This window comes from Polycladidibacter stylochi (assembly GCF_001562055.1).
Classification (GTDB): Bacteria; Pseudomonadota; Alphaproteobacteria; order Rhizobiales; family Stappiaceae; genus Pseudovibrio; species Pseudovibrio stylochi.
Genome location: NZ_LLWE01000019.1, coordinates 18,257 through 41,825, shown reverse-complemented (window position 1 = coordinate 41,825; position 23,569 = coordinate 18,257). Strand labels below are relative to the sequence as shown.

Genomic DNA, 23,569 nt, shown 5'->3' with positions numbered 1-23,569 from the left:
GTGCCTTGGTGCAGCCTAAAGGGCCACACAATCAACCATTCTGGTTTGCTATGGCTTTGTTAACTTATGCCAACTTCCGTAGGTTGCTCCCCAACAGACCTGAAAGTAGCTCCTATTGCACAAGCTTTATGCGAATGCGCCCGCACAACGCGTGAACGGGCGCATAATTTCCTAGAACGGACAGGAGTTATCCGTCATGTAATCGTGCACTTTGATCTTGCCGCTGATAATATCAGCGCGTGCTTGGTCGACCTTCTTTTTCATCTCGGGTGTGATGAGGTCCTTGTTGTATTCATCCAGAGCCCAATAAACGCCATTACCTTCAAGGCCAAGCACATAAACACCTGAGGTCCACTTATCATTCATGGCATCTTTCAGTGTTTTGTCGACAGCAACGTCAACACCTTTCACCATAGAAGTCAGTACATGGCCCGGGTGTAGGTGGTTCTGGTTGGAATCAACACCAATGCCTAATTTGCCTTCATCAGCAGCAGCTTGCAGCACACCAATGCCGGTTCCCCCAGCAGCATGGAACACCACATCCGCCCCACGGGCAAACTGCGAGCGAGCCAATTCACCGCCCTTAACCGGGTCGGTCCACGCCGCGCCCGTTGTGCCAGTCATGTTTTCGAAGACTTCGGCATCTTTGTTGATGGCTTTAACACCTTGTTTGTAGCCACATTCGAATTTACGAATGAGCGGTACATCCATACCGCCAACAAAGCCAACCTTGCCGGTTTTGGAGGCCATTTCCGCCAACATACCAACCAAATAGGAGCCTTGCTCTTCGCGGAAGACAATGGAGCGGACGTTGGGCAAGTCAACAACGGTGTCAATAATAGCGAATTTCGTATCTGGAAATTCTTTAGCAACCTTTTCGAGTGCGCTTGCCTGCGCAAAACCTACAGTGATAATCGGCGAAAGACCGCGGCGGGCAAAATTGCGCAGCGCCTGTTGCCGCTGCGAGTCGTTTTGAATTTCAAAGTCACGATATGAAACTCCAGTCGATTTGGAGAACATATGTGCGCCTTTGTAAGCGGCTTCGTTGAACGAGCGGTCATTACGACCGCCAAAATCATAAACCACCCCCGGTTTAATATCTTTGGCGTAGGCTGCACCCGTTAGCGAGGCTGCAAGAATGGCTGTTCCGATTATTGTTTTTTTCACGTTCTATTCCTCAGTTTGCCAGTTACACAGTGAAGTGAAAACGCTGGGTTTATTCTCTTCGCCAGTGGGTGCTTTTACCTTGCGGTTTCGCTTTCCTCATTTTCCATCAGCGAAGACAATTCTTGGGCCAATTGTTCATCAATCAGCAAATCGGTGATAACGCCTGTGTTCAAGGCCGCCAAAGTGGCTTCTGCTTTATCGGCACCGCTGGCAACAGCCACAACGCGCGCCCCCCTCACATCTTCAAAATGCAATCCAACGGCCTTGTCATTAAGCGATACCGGGCATAACGCGCCTGTTTTATCAATAAAGCGGCCCATAAAATCACAGCAGGCAGCACTTTCCTTAAGCTCGTTGTGCTCCACCTCGGTAATCAATCGACGCTGTATCAGGTGGCTGTCCCAATGCAGGGCACCGATGCCAACCACAAAAGCGTCAGAGCCGCGGGCTCTGGCCAAGAGCTCTTGAACCGACCGCTGCGCTAAAAACATGTCGCGCTGCTCTTTTGATTCTGCCATGTAAGGTACGGGCAAGTAAAAGCCTTCGGCACCGATGAGGCTTTGTAGTTGCTGTACAACGTCATAGGGGTTGGCAGAAAGACGGCGGGTTAAGGAACCCGAAATCGAAACCACGTTCAACTCCGGCTTTTGCATTAAAGGCATGGAAGAGACGGTCGCTTTAAGCGTTCGCCCCATACCAATCCCGATCCGGGTCACTTCATCTGATTGCAACAAGCGATGCAAAAACTGTCCGGCAATGGATGCGATACCATAAAACGGGTCTTCCACCGGCCCCATATCAGGGGCAATAAAACAATTGGTTAAAGCTTTTTTATCGGCGAATTTTTGTTCAAGCGCCATACACTCAGCAGGCCGGGCCTCGACTTGAAATTTTATCAGGCCCTCTTTTTGTGCATGTGCGATAAGGCGATGTACTTTAGCTGGCGAAACCCCTAGTCTTTTGGCAATTTCCCCTTGCGTTGAACGGCCAATAAAAGACATCCAAGCGGCGCGAATTGCTAAAGAGTTGGTCCAATCGGCTGTTTTCACTATTTTTGCCCTTCCGATACGACTTGCTTAATGCTTATAGTTCATTGTGGTTACTGTTCAGATACTTTAGCTTTTACACTTAAGCCCTTGTGAACCATAGCAGCACTTACTTCAACGCTTAAGAACTCCTGCGTCACTGTAACCCTGAAGGTCTATCGTTTCAAAGAAAACTCTATCGATTTCAATGAACCTATCAAATGTTAGGCACTCAGCATCACTTCGCCCCTGTCTTTTTTGCCAATACCAAGCCAGCACATACAATTAAAGCCAACCCAAGTATTGAAGAAATATTCATAGAACGACAAATATTTCAGAGGAACTGTTGCACCACTCACGGTTTTTGGTCAAGAGGTTTATATGTGAAAATGTCCTGTTTTTTGCTTAGGCAACCTTCGAGGCACAGAGTAACGTCGGGGAATACTTATAGAACTTGCATATTGTAAGTATAACCACCTGTTCATTCTTGCGCACCACGTTTGTGTACTGCATTAGATGTCACCTCTGACAAGGTCAACGTCTGCCTATTAAATATCAAGGATATCCATAGATTCAAAGAATCATCGCATTCATTGCATGCAGTATAGCTCAAAAAACCGAAACTTACTGCTAATAGAACCCTGCCAATACCATTAAACCAAGAATTCCAGATTTAACCTAACTGTTGTTCTTTATGATTAGTGTTTGCCTTTCCGACAGCAAATAAGAATAACAGGAGGCAAACTCAATATGAAACACACTCTTTTCAATAGGTTACGCTGTATTGTTGCGGGTTGCGCCTTTGTTTTCATGTCCAACATTGCGCAAGCGAATGAGCATGTTGTTGACGTCGAGTTGATCCTTGCTGTCGATATTTCCCAGTCGATGGACCCGGAGGAGCAGCGCGTTCAGCGTGAGGGCTATATCTCCGCACTCACATCACAGGAGTTTTTGGATGCCGTCAGTTATGGAGCCAACGGGAAAATCGCTGTTTTGTACTTAGAATGGGGGGGAGATGGCGAACAGTTTATCATTGCTGATTGGCAAGTTATCTCGGATATGAAAAGTGCCGAAATGTTTGCGGCACGTATCGCCGAGCAACCCCTACGCAAAGTTCAGCGCACATCGATCTCATCCGTTATTGACTTTTCCAAAAAGCTTTTTGCTCAAAACCAGTACCAAGGCCTGCGGCAGGTTCTGGATATTTCAGGCGATGGCCCGAACAATCAAGGGCGTGCCGTTTTGCAAGCAAGAGACGAGGCTATACGAGATGGTATTGTCATCAATGGATTACCGTTGATGCTCAAAGAGGAAAATCTGTCGTGGCAATCCATGCTTAATCTCGATCACTACTTTCAAGATTGCGTGATTGGTGGCGCTGGGGCCTTTTCTATTCCCGTCCGCTCTATCGAGCATTTTAGCGATGCCATTCGCTTAAAGATGATTCTGGAAATCGCCGGTGTAACTTCAGTTAATCCAAAGCTGCTACCAGCCAAGCAACGAAAGAAAGTCAATTGCTCTATCTTTAACTAGCCATGAATAATCTCCCCAATATATTGGGTAGAGCTGCGTTATTAAGTACACTCCAATATGTAAGGTAGTTGGGGGAAGCCTCTCTTCTCCACCTACCTGCTTTTCTAGCCTATGCACTTTCCCAAAATATTCATATCCCCATGGTATTTATTCCCTAATTTTTATCGGATACAAAAAATAGTAGATTCTTGATGCATGCTCGTGATTTTATTAGGTTACTAAAATAAATTACAGTAGGTGTGGCAAAACGCCTTTACTCTCGTGCTTCACATGTGGTGTATGGCACTGTAAACGAGAACTATAGGTAGTTATAAAAATACCAGGGAGGGACGCGCAGCATGAGCACGAAATCAGTTGCACTGGTTGCACACGATGCCAAAAAAGACGAGATGGTTGCCTTTGCCAAGCAGCATGAAGATAAATTAAGCAGCTACAAATTATACGGCACCGGCACAACAGGCGGACGTATTCTTGAAGCCTGCCCTTCGCTTAGTCTTACCCGTTTAAAAAGTGGTCCTTTGGGAGGCGATCAGCAAATCGGTGCTATGATCTCTGAGGGCAAACTTGATGGTTTGTTTTTCTTTGTCGACCCCCTCTCTCCCATGCCACATGATGTGGATGTAAAGGCCCTTATGCGCCTTTCGCTCGTCTACGATATTCCCATGGCACTCAACCGTAGTACAGCCGATATAATTTTACGCAGTGCCAAGCTTGCCGGTCTTCAGAGCACCTCAAGCACTCCAGAAATTTCCCGGTGATCTAAATGAATAAAATGGCGATATCTTCACAGTCTCTTGAGTTTCCCGTTTTGGTTGCAGATATTGGCGGCACAAACGCACGATTTGCGATTGTCGAAAGTGCCAATTCAGAAATTTGCCATTATGGTAAAGTCTCGACCGCGGCCTATGAAAGCATTGAGGCGGCCATTATTGACCGGGTGATTGCCACGTGCCCGCAAAAGCCACGTTCGGCTATCCTGGCTGTTGCCGGTCCGGTAACGGGCGATAAAATTGCCCTCACCAATGCACCATGGGTCATCGAGCCCCAGAAGATTAATAGGGTGCTGGGACTGTCAGCTATCGCCATTGTTAACGACTTTGAAGCCCAGGCCCTTGCTTTGCCTGTTCTGCAAGATACCGATCTTATTAAGGTAGGCGGCGGGGTTTTACAGCCTGATTCCACGAAATTCGTACTTGGTCCGGGCACCGGCCTTGGGGCTGCCACGATGATACATGCCAACGGTATGTGGATACCTGTCCCCGGAGAGGGGGGCCATGTGGAATTGGGCCCGCTTACTGATGAGGAATATGAAATCTGGCCACATATTGCACGCAATGGCGGGCGTATTGGCGCGGAGCAGATAATTTGTGGTCGCGGGCTGATCAATCTTGCGCGTGCAGTCATGCAGGTTGATGGCGAAATGCGGCAATACGAAAGCCCGTCCGATGTGCCAAATGCAGCTGATGACGGCGATGAAGTCGCGCAAAAAGTACTGCGCTTGTTTGCAGCAGCTTTAGGGCGTGTTGCTGGCGACTTTGCATTAACAACCTTGGCCCGAGGTGGTGTTTATCTGGCAGGCGGTATCCCCCCTAAAATTGCGGGCTGGCTGAACGATGGTAATTTCAGGCGCAATTTTGAAGCCAAAGCACCACATGAAGCAATCATGAAAACCATTCCAACATTCATTGTGAACCATCACTGCCCGGCACTTGACGGTCTGGCCGGTTATGCACGCAATCCGCAGTCGTACTTGCTGGAGCTCAAAGGGCGTGCCTGGTACAACAACCTTACAGATGCCTAAACTAGATTTTTGGCAGGTATTTCATTGTGAGCGCATACACTGCGCTCATTTATGATCGATCTTGACCATTATTGAGAGGGTTTGCACTCATTTTGCACCCTATTTGTAGCCGATTTAGACAGTTTATCGTCCCTCGACATTTTTATGGTTTGTCTTGCTTTCACAGTGCTGAATAACTAATTAGAAATCTAAGTTCTCTAATTACTTAGCTACTGTGATTTGCCATGAAGACCGCTGCCCCACACGCCACCAGTGATTTGCCTATCAAGGCGGTTCTGCCTGAACTTTTGGGTAAGCTGGAAACCCATAATCGTTTAATCCTTGTGGCTGAACCGGGTGCGGGTAAAACAACGTTAGTGCCGCTTTCCCTTTTAACTCTCCCCTTCCTAAAGGGACAAAAAATCATAGTGCTCGAGCCAAGACGCCTAGCGGCCAGAGCCGCAGCCAGACGCATGGCGTATACCCTTGGCGAGAACGTTGGCGAAAGGGTCGGCTACCGTGTTCGTATGGAAAGCAAAGTTTCCAAGAGAACACAAATCGAGGTTGTCACCGAAGGCGTTTTTGTCCGCATGATACAAGATGACCCCGAACTTAACGGTATCGGCATTGTTTTATTTGATGAATTTCATGAAAGATCGTTAGATAGCGACCTAAGCCTTGCATTGGCTTTGGACTGTCAAGAAGCATTGCGCGAAGATTTAAGACTGGTTCCCATGTCCGCAACGCTTGATCATGAAGGACTTACCAGCATTTTAGGCCATGTCCCGCTGGTACAAAGTAGTGGCCGCCAGTTTCCGGTTGAAACCATCTATCTTGGACGCAATGCAGCACAGCCACTTGAAAAGGAAGTGGCCAACGCCGTGAAGGTTGCATTAGCCGAACAACAAGGCTCGGTGCTGGTATTCCTACCCGGACAACGCGAAATAATGGCTGTTCAAAAGAACTTGAGCGGACGCGTTGCAGAACATATTGATATAACTCCGCTTTATGGGGCGTTGGACAGCAAGCAACAAGATAAGGCTATACGGCCTCCTGCAACCGGACGGCGAAAGGTTGTTCTCACCACGTCCATTGCACAAACTTCCCTCACAATAGAAGGTGTACGGGTAGTGGTCGATTGCGGCTTGGCCCGGGTACCCAAATATGACCCTCAATCGGGGTTAACGCGGCTAGAGACAACAAAAGTTTCAAGGGCCAGTGCCGATCAACGCCGAGGGCGTGCCGGTCGTACCGAACCCGGTGTTTGTTACCGGTTATGGGAGCAAGCCCAAACCAATGCCTTTCCAAAGCACGACCGTGCTGAAATACTGGAAAGTGAGCTCTCCAGCTTTGCTCTTTCTCTTGCAAGTTGGGGTGTGCAAGACCCGCAGGCGCTGAAGTTCATTAGCCCGCCGCCGCCTTACGCGTGGCAAGAGGCCATTGATTTACTTAAACTATTAGATGCGTTGGATGAAAAGGGCCACATAACAAAACAAGGTGGCCGGCTTGCGAAGTTACCCCTACAACCGCGCTTGGCGCATATGCTGGTTCAAGCCGGTGAGGAGAAGAACGCACCACTTGCAGCGCATATTGCAGCTATTTTGAGCGAACCCGGTTTGGGGGGGAAATCGACAGACTTACGTCAACGATTACGTATGTTTATTAGTGGCAAAAGCCCTCGCGATATGGATATGAAGCGGCAATCTTCACGTTGGTGTAAAATGGTGGGTGGCAGCAATGATGGGCCTATGAACTTTGAAGAGGCCGCAGATATCTTGAGCCTTGCCTACCCAGACCGGATTGCACAGCAGCGCGGTGCTAACGGCCGGTTTCGCTTGAGTAATGGGCGGGGTGCGAAATTAAGCGAAGACGATGCACTGGCACGTACTGCCTTTATAAGTGTTGCCGAGGTTCAAGGAACTGCAGCCAATAGCCGTATTTATCTATGCGCCCCCTATGATCGTCAGGATCTAGAAAATCGTTATGCAAAACAACTGGTTGAACGAAAACAAATTGGCTTGAACGAAAGCGGCGTGGTCGCAGCCCACATTCAAACCTGCTTAGGTAAGCTGGTTATTGACGAGCGGAAAATGACCCAGATAAGCGATGAGGACCTTAGTCACGCTCTTCTGGACTTTTTAAAAAAAAGGGGCAGCGCGCGCTTGCCATGGAGCAAAGAGCAACTGTTGCTGCGTGCCCGCCTTGGATATTTACGCCAAGAGTTAGGACCCGAGTGGCCAGACGTCAGCGATACAGCTCTTGATCGGGACTTTAGCTGGCTTGCCCCCTTTGTGGGCGGCCTAAGCAAACTCGAGCAAGTAAATACTCAAATTCTTGGGGATGCACTCGCAATGATGGTGCCATTTGATTTGAAAAAACAAATGGATAGTGCAGCTCCCTCGCACTTTGTTGTCCCAACGGGTTCCCGCATTGCTATCGATTACGGTGCTGAACTTGGGCCCACATTGCGTGTCCGGGTCCAAGAGTTGTTTGGTCTCAGCCAGCACCCCTCCATTTGTAATGGGCAAGTTCAGTTGATGTTAGAGCTGCTTTCACCAGCTCAACGCGCAATACAAATAACTGGCGATTTGCCCGGGTTTTGGGCCGGTTCCTGGCGCGATGTTAAGGCCGATATGCGCGGCCAGTACCCAAAGCATTATTGGCCAGATAACCCTTTAGAGGCAGAAGCAACCCGTAGGGCCAAACAACGTAAGTAGCTGACGATAATATGACAAAACCGGCACGCGGCCGGTTTTCTCTGTTTGCGATTGTTGACTTTATGTCTTATTCAGCTTCGTTGGCTGGGGCTGCCTGTAACAGGCCGTAGTTTTCAACGCCGATCGAGTCGATTAGTTCCAATTGGGTTTCCAAGAAGTCAATGTGGCCTTCTTCGTCCGCCATCAGCTCTTCAAAAAGCTGCATGGTGACATAATCACCTTCTTCACGGCATACTTCGCGGGCTTCTTTATAAAGAGCGCGTGCTGAATATTCGCCAGCCAAGTCTGCTTCGATAACTTCTTTGACATTTTGGCCGATACGAAGCGGGTCCAGCTGTTGTAAGTTTGGATGCCCTTCAAGGAAAATGATCCGCGCGATAATTTTATCGGCATGTTGCATTTCCTCAATTGACTCTTCACGCTCCTTTTTAGCCAGTTTGGTAAAGCCCCAATCCTCAACCAAACGATAGTGAAGCCAATACTGATTCACTGCGGTTAACTCATGCCGCAGAGATTTATTTAAATATTCTAGTACCTTAGGCTCGCCCTTCATCAGCATCACTCCTTTGCGTATATGTTGCTATCAGATTAGAATAAATCTAAATTATTGTCCAGCTTCGCTCTCTTCTTCCATTTGCTTAACAATTATCTCAATAATAGAGTTAAAGCAGCCGCCACAGTTCGGCTTTTTGCCCAACTGCCGGAATATAGCGCCGGGTGTGCAAACCGAACGGTTGGGTGCACTTAGAATTTCTTTGGCCGCTTGTTTAATTTCGGTGTCTGTGATGACATTGCAGTGACAAATTATCATTGTTTATGGGCTAGCCGGTTTCCTTAGTCGTATTTTGGTCTTATATAGAGGGCTGCTTGCAACGAACCAGAGATTATGCGCCTTTAAGCTCAGAGTAACATAGGGCCTTCACTATGAATAGCACCCCTTTCAAAACTGATGAACGCCCTACAATCGTATTAACGGGTGCAAGCCGTGGTATTGGCCATGCAACTGTTAAAAAATTTTCATCGGCAGGATACCGTGTTATTACATGCTCTCGGCAGCCTTTTTCCGATAAATGCCCATGGCCTTCTGGGCCCGAAGATCATATTGAAGTTGACCTTGGATCACCTGAAAGCCTTAATGCTGCTATACCACTAATAAAAGAACGTTTAAAAGCGAATGATTCAAAACTACATGCTTTGGTTAATAATGCAGGCATAAGCCCTAAGGACTCTGACGGACAACGGCTGGATTCGCGCAATACACCAATGGATACTTGGCAAACGGTATTTCAGGTGAATTTTTTTGCACCAATTATTCTGGCGCGCGGCCTATTTGATGAGCTCAAAGCTGCTCAGGGTGCTGTTGTTAATGTTACGAGTATTGCGGGAAGCCGGGTGCATCCGTTTGCTGGAACGGCTTATGCGACATCAAAAGCCGCACTTGCCGCGCTAACACGGGAAATGGCCGCAGATTTTGGGCCTCACGGCATCCGCGTAAACGCAATTGCGCCGGGCGAAATTGATACGTCAATTTTGTCTCCCGGCACTGAAAAAATAGTCGAAACAATACCATTACGGCGCTTGGGAGCAACCAAAGAAGTTGCCGAAACCATTTACTTCCTGTGTTCTGCGCCATCAACTTATGTCAATGGTGCCGAGATACATATTAATGGCGGCCAACACGTATAGCTATCAAGTTTCAAATACTGATTTATATAGTCACTGTTAACTCAATAACGCTTTTGTTTTTGAGGCGCTTATTTAATTGGCACCAGCATTAAAAGTATAAATAATTTAGCATTTTAGAACCACTTTTAAAAAAGTTTCACAAAACTGTCATAGGGCTTGCGCGGTAACTTTATAAAAATATCGCCAATGGCATTAATCGAAGAAACTTAAATGCAAAAACTGTTTGACTCCCTCCCCAGACTATTTAGACGATGCTATGGCAGGCTGTTCCCCACCATACAAACGCGCATGATCAATGGCTTTGTCTTCTTGATTAGCGTTACAGCCTTTACTTCTGTTTTCACCTATTATCAATCAAACGAGATTGATGGTGCCGTTAACAGAATGAACGAAAAGCGGGAGGGATTGATCACTCTTGCTGAAGTATTACAAGAGATTAGCGGGTTAGACCGCAAGGTATCGGAGCTGGTCGCCCCGCAAATGAATGATGGCGAAAAGCAACTTATCGCTTCATTACTTCATCCCGCTGAGGTGCAAATATCTGAAGCCAGTAACTGGCTAAGACAGCATCACTATTATGAGCAGGCAGATACTCTTGATGCATCTCTTGCACAAATGCCAGAGGATTTGCTGAAATTATTGGCGGCTCGGCGTGCTAAAGCAAACTCGGCAACAGCTGTTGGAAATAACTCTAATACTCTAGCTAAGTCCATTGTCGCAGTGGTTAATAAATTGAATGAATTAGGTGGAGCAGCGCCTTCTTTTTCTCACGAACTCAACTTTGCTGCGAACGAAACCTTGGCTGCTGTTAATCAGTTTTCCTTCAGCCCCACCGAGGAAGTGCGAGAGGTACTGCAAAGCAAAATTAGCGGGCTTGGCGGCAGTCTTCTAAAGGCAAAGAGTTACTTCACCGGCTTACCACGAAAACAACGTACCGTTCTAAAATATGCGGCTAGAGATCGTGATCAACTGGTTCAAAATACCAATCAGTTTTTTGGAGCAGTTACGGGCGAAGAACGTGAACTTACACGCAGCCTTGCCCATTTAGACGAAAGCCAAAAAACAATTAGCCAAATTCATCAGGATTTTGACCAAAGCGTGAGTGCTCTCGCCGATGAAATTCAGCAAAAAAGCGCTATGTTATTTCGCGGTTCAATTTTAGCGGGATTGTTTGCTATAGCTTCTGGTATTTGCATGGCTTTATTGTTGACACGCAATATCGTTAAGCCGCTACAGGTTGCCATTTCGCAAATCCATGCTTTAGCAAGCGGGGCAAGTGATTATCGAAAACCCCATAAGATTTTGCAGGTAAAAGAACTCATCCGAATTTATGCAGCGCTTGAAACATTTAAGGAAAACCTCATAGAGCGCAATCAGCTTATGGAAACACAGCGCAACGAACACCATCAAGCGCGCGACCGCGCCTTAAACCTTCAAAAGCTCATTGATAAATTTCGGCAGGATACTGCAGAAATTACCAGTCAACTGGCTGATAACTCCTCGGTTCTTGACCGCTCTGCAACACGTTTAACACAAATATCAGAGGCTGCATCTAGTGAAGCAGTTGAAGCCAATGATAACCTCAATACCACAGCTCAGGAAGTCTCGCATGTGGCACAAGCGGCAGAGCTACTGGCAACCACCTCACTCAACATTAACGATCAGATCGCTTCAACAGCCTCTGCAATGACGCAAACATCTGCTGCAGCTGTGGAATCGGCACAAATCATGCACACTTTGGTTGATGGCACACACTCAATCAATAATGTTATTTCATTGATCCAGGAAATAGCCAATAGAACGAATTTGCTTGCCTTAAATGCAACGATTGAAGCCGCTCGAGCTGGCGAGGCTGGGCGCGGTTTTGCTGTTGTTGCAGGTGAAGTTAAAGACCTTGCCAATCAAACCAGCTTGGCTACCGAAGAAATTCAGCGTGTCACCTCTGAAATTCAAGGGAATACAGAAAGTGCAGCACAAACAATTGAAGAGATCGTTCAAACCATTTCAGAAATCGACAAGCTGACAGCTCAAGTGGCTCGAGATGTTGAAGAGCAAGTCGCGACCACTGAAAGTATCAGCCATAGTATAAGCGTCGCAGCCAGTGGTAGCGATGGCCTCGTAATGCACTTCGAAAAGGTGGCACAATCGGCACAGCAAACCCACAAACATGCTGCCTCAGTACACTCAGCTACAAAGCAAGCTAATGATCGCACACAATTACTGACTGAAGAAATTGAATGCTTCTTGAACAATGTTGTGAAAGCCTAGGTATTTTCTAATGAAATTGGCTATTATGCCGAGTACGTTTCCAAGTTTGCCGTTTTGATAAACGCAGCACTTCTAGATTTAGTACTGGGTCGAGATTTTTTGCCGAGACACTAATTTTTCTTTAGGGCGATATTGCTTCTAGGTTTATACAATTATCTTTTGACAGGGTGAAAGCAAGGCGGTCCCAATCTGGGAATCGCCTTGCTTTCACTATTGGTATGGTATACAATCGCATACAACCAAGCTAACCGGTACTTGCAGTTATTTTCTGCTCCCCGGCAATCAAGCTATATCAAACACTAAATCGCCAGGTAAATCATGAGCTTGTACACTGACTACTTAAAAGAAATTGAAACCCGTAAACTTGAGGGCTTGCACCCCAAGCCAATTGAGGATGGCACGCTGGTTGCCGAGTTGATTGCCCAGATTAAAGACACAGGCAATGAACACCGTGAAAGCTCGCTAAACTTTTTTATCTACAACACCCTGCCCGGCACCACCAGCGCTGCCGGTGTAAAAGCCCAATTCCTTAAAGAAATCATTCTTGGTCAGGTCAGCCTGAACGAAATCACGGTTGAGTTTGCTTTCGAGCTCCTGTCGCACATGAAGGGCGGCCCATCTGTTGAGGTGCTGCTTGATCTGGCGCTTGGGGATGATGCTGGCATTGCCGCCAAAGCTGCCGCGGTTCTAAAGACCCAAGTCTTCCTTTATGAAGCCGACACAGACCGCCTTGCAGCTGCCTTTAAAGCCGGCAATGCAGTGGCAAAAGACATTCTGGAAAGCTACGCCAAAGCCGAGTTCTTCACCAAACTTCCCGAGGTAGAAGAAGAGATCAAGGTTGTGACCTTCATCGCCGGTGAAGGCGACATTTCCACCGACCTTCTTTCCCCAGGCAATCAGGCGCACTCGCGCTCCGACCGTGAGCTGCACGGAAAGTGCATGATTTCCCCTGAAGCACAGGCAGAAATTCAGGAGTTGCAAAAAGCAAACCCAGATGCCCGCGTGATGCTGATTGCCGAAAAAGGCACCATGGGCGTGGGCTCCTCGCGTATGTCCGGCGTCAACAACGTGGCACTTTGGGCCGGCAAACAGGCCAGCCCCTACGTTCCTTTTGTCAATATTGCACCGGTTGTTGCAGGCACCAACGGCATTTCGCCAATCTTCCTGACAACAGTTGGTGTGACCGGCGGTATCGGCCTTGATCTGAAAAACTGGGTCAAGAAGCTGGATGCAGATGGCAATCCGGTGCTGGACGAGAATGGCGATCCTGAGCTGGAACAAGCCTACTCCGTTGAAACCGGCAAGATTTTGACCATCAATACCAAGACTAAAAAGCTCTATGACGGCGACAAAGAGCTGGTGGACATTTCCTCCGCCTTCACACCTCAAAAAGTCGAGTTTATGAAAGCTGGCGGTTCCTACGCTGTTGTGTTTGGTAAGAAGCTGCAAACATTTGCATCGCAAACACTGGGCATTGAGCTGAAATCCGCTTTCGCGCCTTCCAAAGAGATCTCCATTGATGGTCAGGGCCTAACCGCTGTAGAGAAGATCTTTAACCGCAACGCCGTTGGCACAACACCGGGCGCAACGCTGCACGCCGGTTCCGATGTGCGCGTTAAGGTCAACATTGTCGGTTCGCAGGACACCACAGGTCTGATGACCTCGCAAGAGTTGGAGTCCATGGCGGCAACCGTCATTTCTCCAACTGTTGATGGCGCGTACCAGTCTGGCTGTCACACTGCTTCCGTTTGGGATTTGAAGGCACAGGCCAACATCCCTAAACTCATGAAGTTCATGAACAAGTTCGGCCTGATTACCGCGCGTGATCCGAAGGGCGTTTACCACGCCATGACCGACGTGATCCACAAGGTGCTCAACGACATCACCGTGGATGACTGGGACATCATCATTGGCGGCGACAGCCACACCCGCATGTCAAAAGGCGTGGCCTTTGGTGCCGATTCAGGTACTGTAGCGCTCGCACTGGCCACCGGTGAAGCCACCATGCCAATTCCAGAGTCTGTCAAGGTGACCTTCAAAGGCTCTATGAAGGACCACATGGACTTCCGCGATGTGGTGCACGCAACCCAGGCGCAGATGCTGAAACAGCATGGTGACAACGTATTCCAAGGCCGCATCATTGAAGTGCACATTGGCACCTTACTTGCCGACCAAGCCTTCACCTTCACCGACTGGACTGCAGAAATGAAGGCGAAGGCCTCAATCTGTATCTCCAACGATGAAACCTTGATTGGCTCTCTAGAGCTGGCCAAGCACCGCATCCAAATCATGATCGACAAAGGCATGGACAATGATGCAAAGGTTCTGGCTGGATTGATCGCGAAAGCCGATAAGCGTATTGCACAGATCAAGTCTGGCGAGAAATCTGCTCTGACCCCAGATGACAATGCCAAGTACTTCACTGAGGTTGTGGTGGATCTGGACCAGATCGACGAGCCGATGATCGCTGACCCGGATGTCAACAACGACGACGTTTCCAAGCGCTATACCCACGACACCATTCGTCCTGTTTCCTACTATGGCGGCGATAAGAAGGTGGATCTGGGCTTCGTTGGTTCCTGTATGGTTCACAAGGGCGACATGAAGATTGTTGCCCAGATGTTGAAAAATCTGGAAGAGCAAAACGACAAGGTCGAGTTTAAGGCTCCTCTCGTTGTTGCAGCACCGACCTACAACATCATTGATGAGTTGAAGGAAGAAGGTGACTGGGAGATTTTGCAAAAGTACTCCGGTTTCGAGTTCGACGATCTGATGCCGAAAGCAAAAGCGCGCACCGAATACGAAAACATCATGTATCTGGAGCGCCCAGGCTGTAACCTTTGCATGGGTAACCAGGAAAAGGCTGCAAAGGGGGACACTGTTCTGGCAACCTCGACCCGTCTGTTCCAGGGCCGCGTGGTAGAAGATTCTGCACAAAAGAAGGGCGAGTCTTTACTGGCTTCCACACCAGTTGTTGTGCTTTCGGCCATTTTGGGTCGCACACCGACGCTGGATGAGTACAAGGCAGCGGTGAAGGGCATTGACCTCACCAAGTTTGCACCACCACTGCAAAAGCCGCTGGATAGCCGCTCAGTCCACTTCTAAGGGCAAGCAAATTTACTTCGAACTATCAGTTCCAGTGTAAATTGTAACAAGGCCGGTGGGGAGCACTCACCGGCTTTTAATCTAATATCATTGAGTGTTAGGGTGTTTTTTGGTCTTTTAGCTGCTGGATATCCAAAGATTAACAACGAGCACTAGGCCTAGCCTTTGGCTTCACGCTCGGCGCGTTCATCAGCTGGCAATGTCTCCAGATAATCATGGAAGCTGGCCGCATCCTCTTCAGCAGAGCGATAGTCCACTTGTGTCAAGTAAAGCCCTTCAGGTACTGCAACCGGCCCGCAAGCCGCACGATCACAGGCGGCCAGTGCTGCGCGTACATCTTCTTTATTCCACCGTCCTTCACCAACCAAGCGCAAAGTGCCCACCATGGAGCGTACTTGGTTATGTAAGAACGAGCGCGACGAGCACTCCAGAAAGACATTTTCTTCGCGTCGGTAAACGGCCATGCGCTCCATGGTCTTCCACGGGCTTTTCGCCTGACATTTGGAATGGCGAAACGTGGTAAAGTCATGATGGCCAATCAAAACCTGAGAGGCCTCGTGCATGGCATCGGCATCAAGCACTGGCTTTACATGCCAGCCAAGGCCATGATCAAAGGTTAACGGTTCAGGGCGGTTGATAATGCGATAGCGGTAGTGCCGGCGGATAGCCGAAAACCGGCTGTCAAAGCCAATACCGGCCTTCTCGCAGTCCATAATAACAACGGGGTCCGGTTGGCAATGGAAGTTCAGCGCATTCTTTACGGTTTTAGCGGGCCAGTCCTTCGCCAAATCAATATGCGCGACCTGACCCGTGGCGTGGACTCCCGAATCCGTGCGTCCTGCGCCGCCAATGGTAACCGTTTCGCCGCAAAAAGCTTTAATCGCCCGTTCAATCACCCCTTGTACAGTGGGCTCGATACCTTGGCGCTGCCAACCGTAAAACGGCCGACCATCATATTCTACAGTGACTTTATATCTGGGCATACTATCTAATTCTAAATGCAGGGCGTTTTCGCACGCCAATCAACTCAAGGCTTGAAACGGAGTGGCATAGCTCACTTCACAAACAGGGCTGCTGCGCCCCGCATGGGTTAAGCCGTTGGCCATATATACAGGCCCGCTGTAAGGACCCACAAACTTTTTTGCCAATTCGCTATCAAAACCAAACCGGCAATAGTATTCAGGCATACCCAGCACCAGCACCACGTCTTCACCCATGCCCTGCAAGGTATCCATAGTTGCTTCTATCAATGCAGCGCCAATACCGGTGTTTTGATGTTTGGGGGCAACTGAAACAGGTGCGAGCGTGCAAACTTTTAACCCGAGACCATCGCAGGTACCAGTCATACGCGAGTAAGCCACATGGCCCACAATCGTGCCATCTTGCAAGCAGGCCACCCGCTCCAGCACCATCATGCCACAATAGCGCAAATCATCAACGAGCCGCGCTTCGTCGCTTCGGTCAAAGGCTTGTTGAATGAGCGCATAAACCTTATCATGATCGCTCTCCACATAACAGCGGATGCTCACATCTCGGTTGGGCTGCGGAGGGTCTGTTTTCATGGTTTGCTTATCTCCACTTATATGTGTACCAGCATAAACCAGCGGGACCGGTTAGGAAACGGTCTGCGAAACATTAAGATTGCCACCACGTAAAAATTCTTCAGCATTCATTGCTTTTTTACCAGCCCGTTGCAATTGCAACACTTGCACAGCGCCTTGACCACAGCCAATCACGAAGCGGTCCGCTTCAGCCTGCAAAATCTCGCCGGGTTGGCCAGATAAATCACTTTTCAGTGTTTTTAAAATCTTAACGCGTTCAACCTTACTGCCAAAACTCATTTCACAAAACGCACCGGGGAAAGGAGAAAGACCGCGCACATGGTTATGCACCTCTTGCGCGTTTAGGCTAAAGTCAATCCGTGCTTCTTGTTTGGTCAGCTTGCGGGCATAACATGCACCGTCTTCCACTTGTGAGGTTTGAGAAAGCGCCCCGCGCGATAACGCCGCCAGCGCCCGTACCATCACATCGCCGCCAAGCGCAGAGAGCTTGTCATGTAATTCACCAGCGCTCATATTCTCGCTAATGCTCACGGTTTCGCTCATGCAAACGGGGCCGGTGTCCAGCCCTTCTTCCATCTGCATTACTTGAATAGCGGTCTCTTTATCACCGGCCATAATCGCCCGATTGATGGGGGCAGCGCCGCGCCAGCGAGGCAATAAAGAAGCATGACCGTTAAGGCAGCCATATTGCGGCGCTTCTAAAATGGCTTTTGGTAGCAACAGGCCGTAGGCAACAACCACCGCAACATCGGCATTGAGTGCGCGAAATTTCTCTTGCTCCTCAGCGGACTTGAGCGAGGTTGGCGTGAAAACAGGAATACCAAGGCTTTCTGCAGCTTCATGAACAGGAGTTTTTTTTAACTCCATACCACGGCCGGCTTTGCGCGGCGGCTGCGAATAACAAGCAACAACATCATGACCTTGACCAACAATTTCCATGAGTGTTGGAACAGAAAAATCGGGTGTGCCCATAAATACAACAGAAAGAGACATAGTTATCCTTGAAAGCGATGCGCAGTGGAGTTTGTAAAAGTTTTTACCGCAACAATATGAGTGCAGCAATTACTGCCAGTATCACTGCGGGTAAAAGGGGTTAATAACCGTACAACAGCAAAAAGCCCGCCTTATGCGGGCTGCCAATGCAATTGAAAGGGCTTTAGGCATCTGCCTTTGCAGCCTTTTTAACTTTCTTGGTAATGCGCTCACGCTTTAAGCGGGACAGATAGTCAATAAACAAAACACCATCCAAGTGGTCGTTTTCATGCTGAATGCAGGTTGCTAGCAAACCGTCGGCTTCAATTTCCTGTGCGTTGCCTTCGCGGTCCAGATACTTGACGCGGATTTTTTCCGGCCGTTCCACATCCTCGTAAATACCGGGAATAGAAAGGCAGCCCTCTTGGTAAACATTAATCTCCTCGGATTGCCAAGTAATCTCGGGATTAATGAAAACCATAGGTTTTTTCTTCTCTTCTTCGCCTTCTTCGCGCTCGCTCACATCAAGCACAAACATACGCTTTAAAACACCGATCTGGCTAGCGGCAAGGCCAATGCCGGGGGCTGCGTACATCGTTTCCAGCATGTCATCCGCCAACTGACGGATTTCATCTGTTACTTCCTCAATAGGCTCGCACTTTTGTCGCAAGCAGCTTTCAGTCATTAACTGGATATCAATCTTGGTCATAGCGGTTCAGTTAGGTCCTTACTCTGGCCGCGTCAAGTGAAACATAATGCGCGCACCCATCGTTCTTTGGCCAGTCATAAACGATTATGGTGGTCAACATCAAGTCAAACACCAGTAGCCTTACATTGTCCTTACATGCTAGGCTCATTGGCAGTAGTGTTGAGTAAGTGTAAAGGCAACTGATCATGGCACAAACAAAGGGCACAGTGGTGATTACCGGTGGTTCAAGAGGCATTGGTGCTGCCACAGCACTGCTGGCTGCCAAAGCGGGCTATGATATCTGCATCAATTATCAAGCGAATGAGAAGGCCGCTATCAACCTGTTAGAAACAATAAGCGAGCAGGGGGGCAATGCCATTGCGGTTAAAGCCGATATTAGCCAGGAGGCGGATGTACTCCACCTGTTTGCGGAAGTTGATGCCGAACTCGGCAACCTCAAAGGGCTGGTGAATTGTGCCGGCATAATGGATAAAAGCAGCTCGCTTGTGGATATGGATGTGCAACGCCTGCAAAAAGTGATGGATATCAACGTTGTGGGAACAATGCTTTGCGCGCGCGAAGCGGCCAAACGCATGAGTTTGCAACGTGGTGGCACAGGTGGTGCTATCGTCAATATCAGCTCGGTAGCTGCAAAAAATGGTGCCGCCAGCGAAGGGGTAGAGTATGCCGCCAGCAAGGGTGCGGTAGAAGCATTTACAAATGGGCTGGGTCGTGAGCTTGCCCCGCAAGGTATACGGGTTAATTGCGTGCGTCCGGGTCTGACAAAAACCGACTTACATGCTTTAACTGGCAACCCCGATCGCATCCACACGCTGGCACCTTCTGTGCCGCTCAAGAGAGTGGCCGAGCCGGAAGAAATTGCAAAGGCGATAGTTTGGCTCCTTTCCGAGGAAGCTTCGTATTGTGTCGGCAGTATTTTGGAGGCCGGGGGCGGGCGATAAGCCGGCATGTACGTTAAGAAAGAATGTTATAACCACCAAAACAGCACAAATATGCGTTTTTAATAAATATTCATCTTTTCAAATCCGCACACCATCTCTATCAATTTTTTAAGAGTTCTGCTTCTCAACCCAAAAGAATCGTTCTATGTTTGTTTCACCATGAATCAACCCGCTGAAATTACTAGCCTATTAGGCATACCAAATATAATATGGCTCATAGGCGCTATTATATGTTTCTGTTGTGTTCTCGTTTGGGCATTGCGCTTGCGTGCCACAATGCAAAACTTGGCCGACGAAGCCCGCTATAACGCTGACCGTTATGAAGAGCAGGAAACATTATTAACCCAACTGGTGCAATCACAAGGCGAAATGACGGGTCGTATGCAAACTATGGCCGAGATTTTTGGCTCACGGCAGTCCGATCTCATGCGGTTGATGAATGATCGAATGGAGGGGTTGGGCAAAACGCTGGGCACATCAGTGCTCGAAACCCACCGCCAAACCCACAATAGCCTCAGCGGGCTGCAAGAGCGCCTTGCGCTCATCGATAATGCGCGCCAAACCATGGGAGAGCTATCCGCACAAGTGGTGGACTTGAAAAAAACTCTTTCAGGCAAGCAAGCTCGGGGAGCATATGGGCAAGCGCAGATGGAAGAAATAATTGCTGATAGCTTTCCAAAAGCGGCCTACAAGTTTCAAGCCCAACTTTCCAATGGTACCCGACCTGATTGCCTGATTATTATGCCCGGCGAAGCACCCCCATTGGTGGTCGATGCAAAGTACCCGTTAGAGGCATTTTTACGCCTGCAAAACGCCAAGAGCAAAGACGAAGAGCGGGCGGTATCGGTTTTGGCACGTAAAAACCTGCTGAAACATGTGGAGGATATTGCATCAAAGTACTTACTAGCGGGTGAGACGCAAGAGTATGCCTTGATGTATATCCCCTCGGAAAGCCTGTTTGCGCAAATTCATAGCCGATTTGCCGAGGTTATCGAAAAAGCCCACCGTCAACGGGTGTTGATTGTCTCACCCAGCCTTTTACTCATGGCAGTACAGCTCATACGTACCTTGGTCCGCGATACGGCAATTCAGTCACAAGCGCGAACAATACAGCTTGAGCTGGGCAAACTGCTGGACGATGTGGCAAGAATGAGTGAGCGCTCCGAAAAACTGCAAACCCATTTTACACAAGCGCAAAAAGACGTCGATCAATTGGGGATTTCGTGTCGAAAGGTGATATCGCGTACCAGCACCATCACCCAAATCGAATTAGGGGAAGAGCATGGGCAAGGCTTGGAAGGGCTGCTCCCCAAACAAACACCGCAAGCCCCAAAATCACGGCTTTCGAATGATCCTCTCAAACCTGTCACCAAGCCGGTCGGAGAGGGGGCACCCTTCCCACAAACGGTTGCAAATGACACCAATACGGTGAAGTTTCCTCTCAAACACGATGATAGCCAGGACACTGAGTAACTAGAGTTTTAGTACCTATTGTTTTTGATCAGCCAATAAGGAGTTCACCATAATGTCTGTATTGCTTTGTCTGACGGGCTGCGATGAACAGGAATGGGCACAACGCTTTAAGCAACACCTTCCGAATTTGGATATTTATTGCTGGTCAGACCCATCGGTCCCCAATAATACGCAGTTGCTGAACTCACTAACACATCTGGTTGCATGGAAACCGGTAGATGAATGCCTGCAAAAGTTAACCAGCTTGCAAGCCGTCTACTCATTGGGAGCAGGGGTAGATCATATATTGAACTGTAAATCGCTCCCCAATGTCCCTGTTTATCGATTGGTTGATAGTGATTTAACCAACCGCATGAGCGAATGGGTTGTGTTGCAAGCACTGTTCCACCTGCGACAAATGCCTGCTTACATGCAAGCACAAAGCCAGCGCCAATGGCAACCTCTTTTACAGCCCGCAGCTACAGATGTAACGCTGGGCATAATGGGCATGGGTGTATTGGGTAAAGCCGCTGCTAAGCACCTAACAGCGCTTGGCTTTAATGTTTTGTCTTGGAGCCGCTCTGCCAAACAGATTGAGAATGTAAAGTCGTTTAGTACGCAACAACAATTACCTGCCTTTCTAAAAGAAACGGAAATACTGGTAAACCTGTTGCCAAGCAACAAACACACGCATGGCTTAGTAACCATGGAGCTATTGCAACAGCTCCAATCTGATGGCCCTCTAAAAGCAGCGGTTTACATCAATGGCGGACGCGGCGCGACGCAAAACGAAGCCGATTTATACAAAGCGCTTACCAGCGGCATACTCAAAGCCGCCTCAATCGATGTCTTTGAAAATGAGCCCTTGGCAGCTGACAGTCCTTTGTGGCAATTGCCAAACTGCTTTATTTTTCCGCATGTGGCAGCGACCAGCTCGCCCATAACAGCATCAAAGATTATAGCAAGCCAGATACTATCGGTTGAAGCAGGAGAGACTGCGGAAAATCTTGTAGACACAACTTTGGGCTACTAACCCCATAAAACGCGAGTTCCGAATGGCTATCAAGTAATACTCATGTATTTTGCATAATAAGGATAAAGCCCCAACACTAAATGACTTAGTAATAGTAACGATAATTTAATGAAATTTTTATCTTACTGTAACCACTAGGTTTGATAGTCTTGGTGTGTGGGCCTGTTATGTTAAATGTTATTCTATACGGAATTTTTCCTTTTCTCCTCATATATGCGGCATTTTCCGATTTATTTTCAATGACGATTCCAAATTGGCTATCGTTGCTTTTGGTAGCTGGATTTGCAGCCGCGGCCCTGACGATTGGCTTATCTTGGCAGGAAATTGCATTCAATCTGGGAATCAGCTTTGCAGTACTTGTCGTTGGGTTTACGCTTTTTGCTTTCAACATCATGGGTGGGGGCGATGCGAAATTCGCTGCAGCCATTGCCCTGTGGATTGGTGCAAATGAATACACCTATGTTTTCCTACTGCTTATGAGTGTGTATGGCGGTGTTTTAACCCTAGCCATATTACTCTACCGTAGATTGCCATATCTCCCTTCTTGGTTACACCGTTTTGATTGGTTATTACGCATGCACGATCAATCGGTTGGTGTGCCCTATGGAATAGCAATTTCCATAGCAGCTATTCAGATTTACCCAAAAACTCCATGGTTTACTGCTCTTGGAAGTGAATTAATCTTGTAGGATTTAAACAACGTTTAGATCATCTCTATAATTTTTCTTACCAATACTTCATTTTTTATTGAGTATTATTAACCATGTTTTGACACTTTCCAGTAATGCTTGTTCTAGATTGAAGTTTAATTATTTGTTTGAGGTCTCTCATGCGCAATGCACGAGTTTTGGTTTTAGTAGGTGCCTTAGTTGCTGGATTATTGGCGGCACTGTTGGTGATAGGGGGAGACGATGAACCCAAAACCGTGTTTGTCGAAAAAGGTCCTCAAGTTGCAATGGCACAGGTGCTAGTTGCCACTGATACGTTGCCACTTGGTAAGCCGTTATCTGATGGAGATATGCATTGGGTTCAATGGCCAGTAGAGCTTGCAAGCGAAGGCTTAATTCAAAAGTCGATCCAACCAGACGCGATAGAAGAGTTTCAAGGCAAACTGGTCCGTCATGCCGTTTTTAAAGGCGATCCAATACGTCCTGAAAGGCTGGTAAGCTCAGAAGGGGGCTATCTTTCAGCTTTGCTGCCCAAAGGAAAGCGTGCACTGGCTGTATCAGTTAAGCCAGTTACTACAGCCGGTGGCTTTATACTGCCAGGTGATAAAATCGATATCATCTTAACTCGTTCTGATGCGCATACAGATGAAATGACATCAGACATTATTTTGCAAAATATCCGCGTATTGGCAATCGATACAGTAACAGCTGGCAATCAGGATGGCGCAACAGCTTATCCGGAGCGTACGGCAACGCTGGAACTGAAACCTGAAGAAACAGAAATAATCGCGCAAGCGCAAGAAGTGGGAACTTTAACCCTGGCACTAAGGTCCGTTGCCGATAGCGCCGATAGTGACGTTACAAAAATGGTTCGCCGAAAAACCAAAAGTGCAGTCACATTCGTACGTTACGGCAATGTCGAGCAGCTTGGTTCCGGTAATTGATAGGCAG

At 48.2% G+C, this 23,569-nt stretch carries 20 protein-coding genes; 12 read left to right on the top strand and 8 right to left on the bottom strand.

The window, feature by feature from the left end:
• Window positions 1–171: 171 nt before the first annotated feature.
• On the bottom strand, window positions 172–1,167 hold the full coding sequence (locus AYK67_RS05310) for a BMP family lipoprotein (RefSeq protein ID WP_068083376.1): 996 nt from the start codon (window positions 1,165–1,167) through the stop codon (window positions 172–174).
• Window positions 1,168–1,241: 74 nt separating this feature from the next.
• The gene (locus AYK67_RS05305; RefSeq protein WP_208976218.1) at window positions 1,242–2,216 is read right to left on the bottom strand and encodes a sugar-binding transcriptional regulator; all 975 of its coding nucleotides are present in this window, start codon (window positions 2,214–2,216) and stop codon (window positions 1,242–1,244) included.
• Between the two features lie 726 nt (window positions 2,217–2,942).
• On the opposite strand from AYK67_RS05305, the gene AYK67_RS05300 reads away from it, so the two are divergent.
• The 4 genes from AYK67_RS05300 to hrpB all read left to right on the top strand — a co-directional run bounded on the left by AYK67_RS05300 (window position 2,943) and on the right by hrpB (window position 8,222).
• Window positions 2,943–3,725: a DUF1194 domain-containing protein gene (locus AYK67_RS05300; protein ID WP_082735654.1), complete on the top strand. Its 783-nt coding sequence runs from the start codon at window positions 2,943–2,945 to the stop codon at window positions 3,723–3,725.
• A gap of 338 nt (window positions 3,726–4,063) precedes the next feature.
• Complete coding sequence (locus AYK67_RS05295; protein WP_068083373.1) at window positions 4,064–4,483, top strand: methylglyoxal synthase; 420 nt, start codon at window positions 4,064–4,066, stop codon at window positions 4,481–4,483.
• 5 nt (window positions 4,484–4,488) lie between these two features.
• The gene (glk, locus tag AYK67_RS05290) at window positions 4,489–5,526 is read left to right on the top strand and encodes a glucokinase (protein WP_068083370.1); all 1,038 of its coding nucleotides are present in this window, start codon (window positions 4,489–4,491) and stop codon (window positions 5,524–5,526) included.
• A gap of 224 nt (window positions 5,527–5,750) precedes the next feature.
• Complete coding sequence (hrpB, locus tag AYK67_RS05285; protein ID WP_068083367.1) at window positions 5,751–8,222, top strand: ATP-dependent helicase HrpB; 2,472 nt, start codon at window positions 5,751–5,753, stop codon at window positions 8,220–8,222.
• A 67-nt stretch (window positions 8,223–8,289) separates the two neighbouring features.
• On the opposite strand, the gene bfr is transcribed toward hrpB, so the two are convergent.
• Both bfr and AYK67_RS17760 read right to left on the bottom strand, forming a co-directional pair.
• The gene (bfr, locus tag AYK67_RS05280; RefSeq protein WP_068083364.1) at window positions 8,290–8,775 is read right to left on the bottom strand and encodes a bacterioferritin; all 486 of its coding nucleotides are present in this window, start codon (window positions 8,773–8,775) and stop codon (window positions 8,290–8,292) included.
• A gap of 51 nt (window positions 8,776–8,826) precedes the next feature.
• Window positions 8,827–9,033: a (2Fe-2S)-binding protein gene (locus AYK67_RS17760; protein ID WP_068083361.1), complete on the bottom strand. Its 207-nt coding sequence runs from the start codon at window positions 9,031–9,033 to the stop codon at window positions 8,827–8,829.
• Window positions 9,034–9,146: 113 nt separating this feature from the next.
• Between AYK67_RS17760 and AYK67_RS05270 the strand changes: the two genes are divergently transcribed.
• The 3 genes from AYK67_RS05270 (at window position 9,147) to AYK67_RS05260 (ending at window position 15,281) form a co-directional block, all read left to right on the top strand.
• Window positions 9,147–9,908: an SDR family NAD(P)-dependent oxidoreductase gene (locus AYK67_RS05270; RefSeq protein WP_068083358.1), complete on the top strand. Its 762-nt coding sequence runs from the start codon at window positions 9,147–9,149 to the stop codon at window positions 9,906–9,908.
• A 210-nt stretch (window positions 9,909–10,118) separates the two neighbouring features.
• Window positions 10,119–12,176, top strand: coding sequence for a methyl-accepting chemotaxis protein (locus tag AYK67_RS05265; protein WP_082735653.1), 2,058 nt, complete (start codon window positions 10,119–10,121; stop codon window positions 12,174–12,176).
• Window positions 12,177–12,494: 318 nt separating this feature from the next.
• Window positions 12,495–15,281, top strand: coding sequence for a bifunctional aconitate hydratase 2/2-methylisocitrate dehydratase (locus AYK67_RS05260; RefSeq protein ID WP_068083352.1), 2,787 nt, complete (start codon window positions 12,495–12,497; stop codon window positions 15,279–15,281).
• Window positions 15,282–15,439: 158 nt separating this feature from the next.
• On the opposite strand, the gene truA is transcribed toward AYK67_RS05260, so the two are convergent.
• The 4 genes from truA to def form a co-directional block, all read right to left on the bottom strand.
• Window positions 15,440–16,264 carry a tRNA pseudouridine(38-40) synthase TruA gene (gene truA / locus AYK67_RS05255; RefSeq protein WP_068083349.1) on the bottom strand — a complete coding sequence of 275 codons (825 nt, stop codon included), beginning with the start codon at window positions 16,262–16,264 and terminating at the stop codon, window positions 15,440–15,442.
• A 39-nt stretch (window positions 16,265–16,303) separates the two neighbouring features.
• Window positions 16,304–16,843: a GNAT family N-acetyltransferase gene (locus AYK67_RS05250; RefSeq protein ID WP_068083346.1), complete on the bottom strand. Its 540-nt coding sequence runs from the start codon at window positions 16,841–16,843 to the stop codon at window positions 16,304–16,306.
• A gap of 51 nt (window positions 16,844–16,894) precedes the next feature.
• Window positions 16,895–17,836 (bottom strand): methionyl-tRNA formyltransferase, encoded by a 942-nt coding sequence (gene fmt / locus AYK67_RS05245; RefSeq protein WP_068083344.1) that lies wholly within the window; start codon window positions 17,834–17,836, stop codon window positions 16,895–16,897.
• 163 nt (window positions 17,837–17,999) lie between these two features.
• Window positions 18,000–18,524, bottom strand: a complete 525-nt coding sequence (gene def, locus AYK67_RS05240) for a peptide deformylase (RefSeq protein ID WP_068083341.1) — start codon at window positions 18,522–18,524, stop codon at window positions 18,000–18,002.
• A gap of 185 nt (window positions 18,525–18,709) precedes the next feature.
• Here def and AYK67_RS05235 point away from each other — a divergent pair, with 185 nt between their 5' ends.
• The 5 genes from AYK67_RS05235 (at window position 18,710) to cpaB (ending at window position 23,562) form a co-directional block, all read left to right on the top strand.
• Window positions 18,710–19,465 carry an SDR family oxidoreductase gene (locus AYK67_RS05235; protein WP_068083339.1) on the top strand — a complete coding sequence of 252 codons (756 nt, stop codon included), beginning with the start codon at window positions 18,710–18,712 and terminating at the stop codon, window positions 19,463–19,465.
• 264 nt (window positions 19,466–19,729) lie between these two features.
• On the top strand, window positions 19,730–20,938 hold the full coding sequence (locus tag AYK67_RS05230; RefSeq protein ID WP_162265082.1) for a DNA recombination protein RmuC: 1,209 nt from the start codon (window positions 19,730–19,732) through the stop codon (window positions 20,936–20,938).
• Window positions 20,939–20,990: 52 nt separating this feature from the next.
• The gene (locus AYK67_RS05225) at window positions 20,991–21,950 is read left to right on the top strand and encodes a 2-hydroxyacid dehydrogenase (RefSeq protein WP_068083332.1); all 960 of its coding nucleotides are present in this window, start codon (window positions 20,991–20,993) and stop codon (window positions 21,948–21,950) included.
• A 167-nt stretch (window positions 21,951–22,117) separates the two neighbouring features.
• Entirely contained in the window at window positions 22,118–22,639 is a 522-nt protein-coding gene (locus AYK67_RS05220) for an A24 family peptidase (protein ID WP_068083330.1), read from the top strand.
• 140 nt (window positions 22,640–22,779) lie between these two features.
• Window positions 22,780–23,562, top strand: coding sequence for a Flp pilus assembly protein CpaB (gene cpaB / locus AYK67_RS05215; protein WP_068083328.1), 783 nt, complete (start codon window positions 22,780–22,782; stop codon window positions 23,560–23,562).
• Window positions 23,563–23,569: the final 7 nt, after the last annotated feature.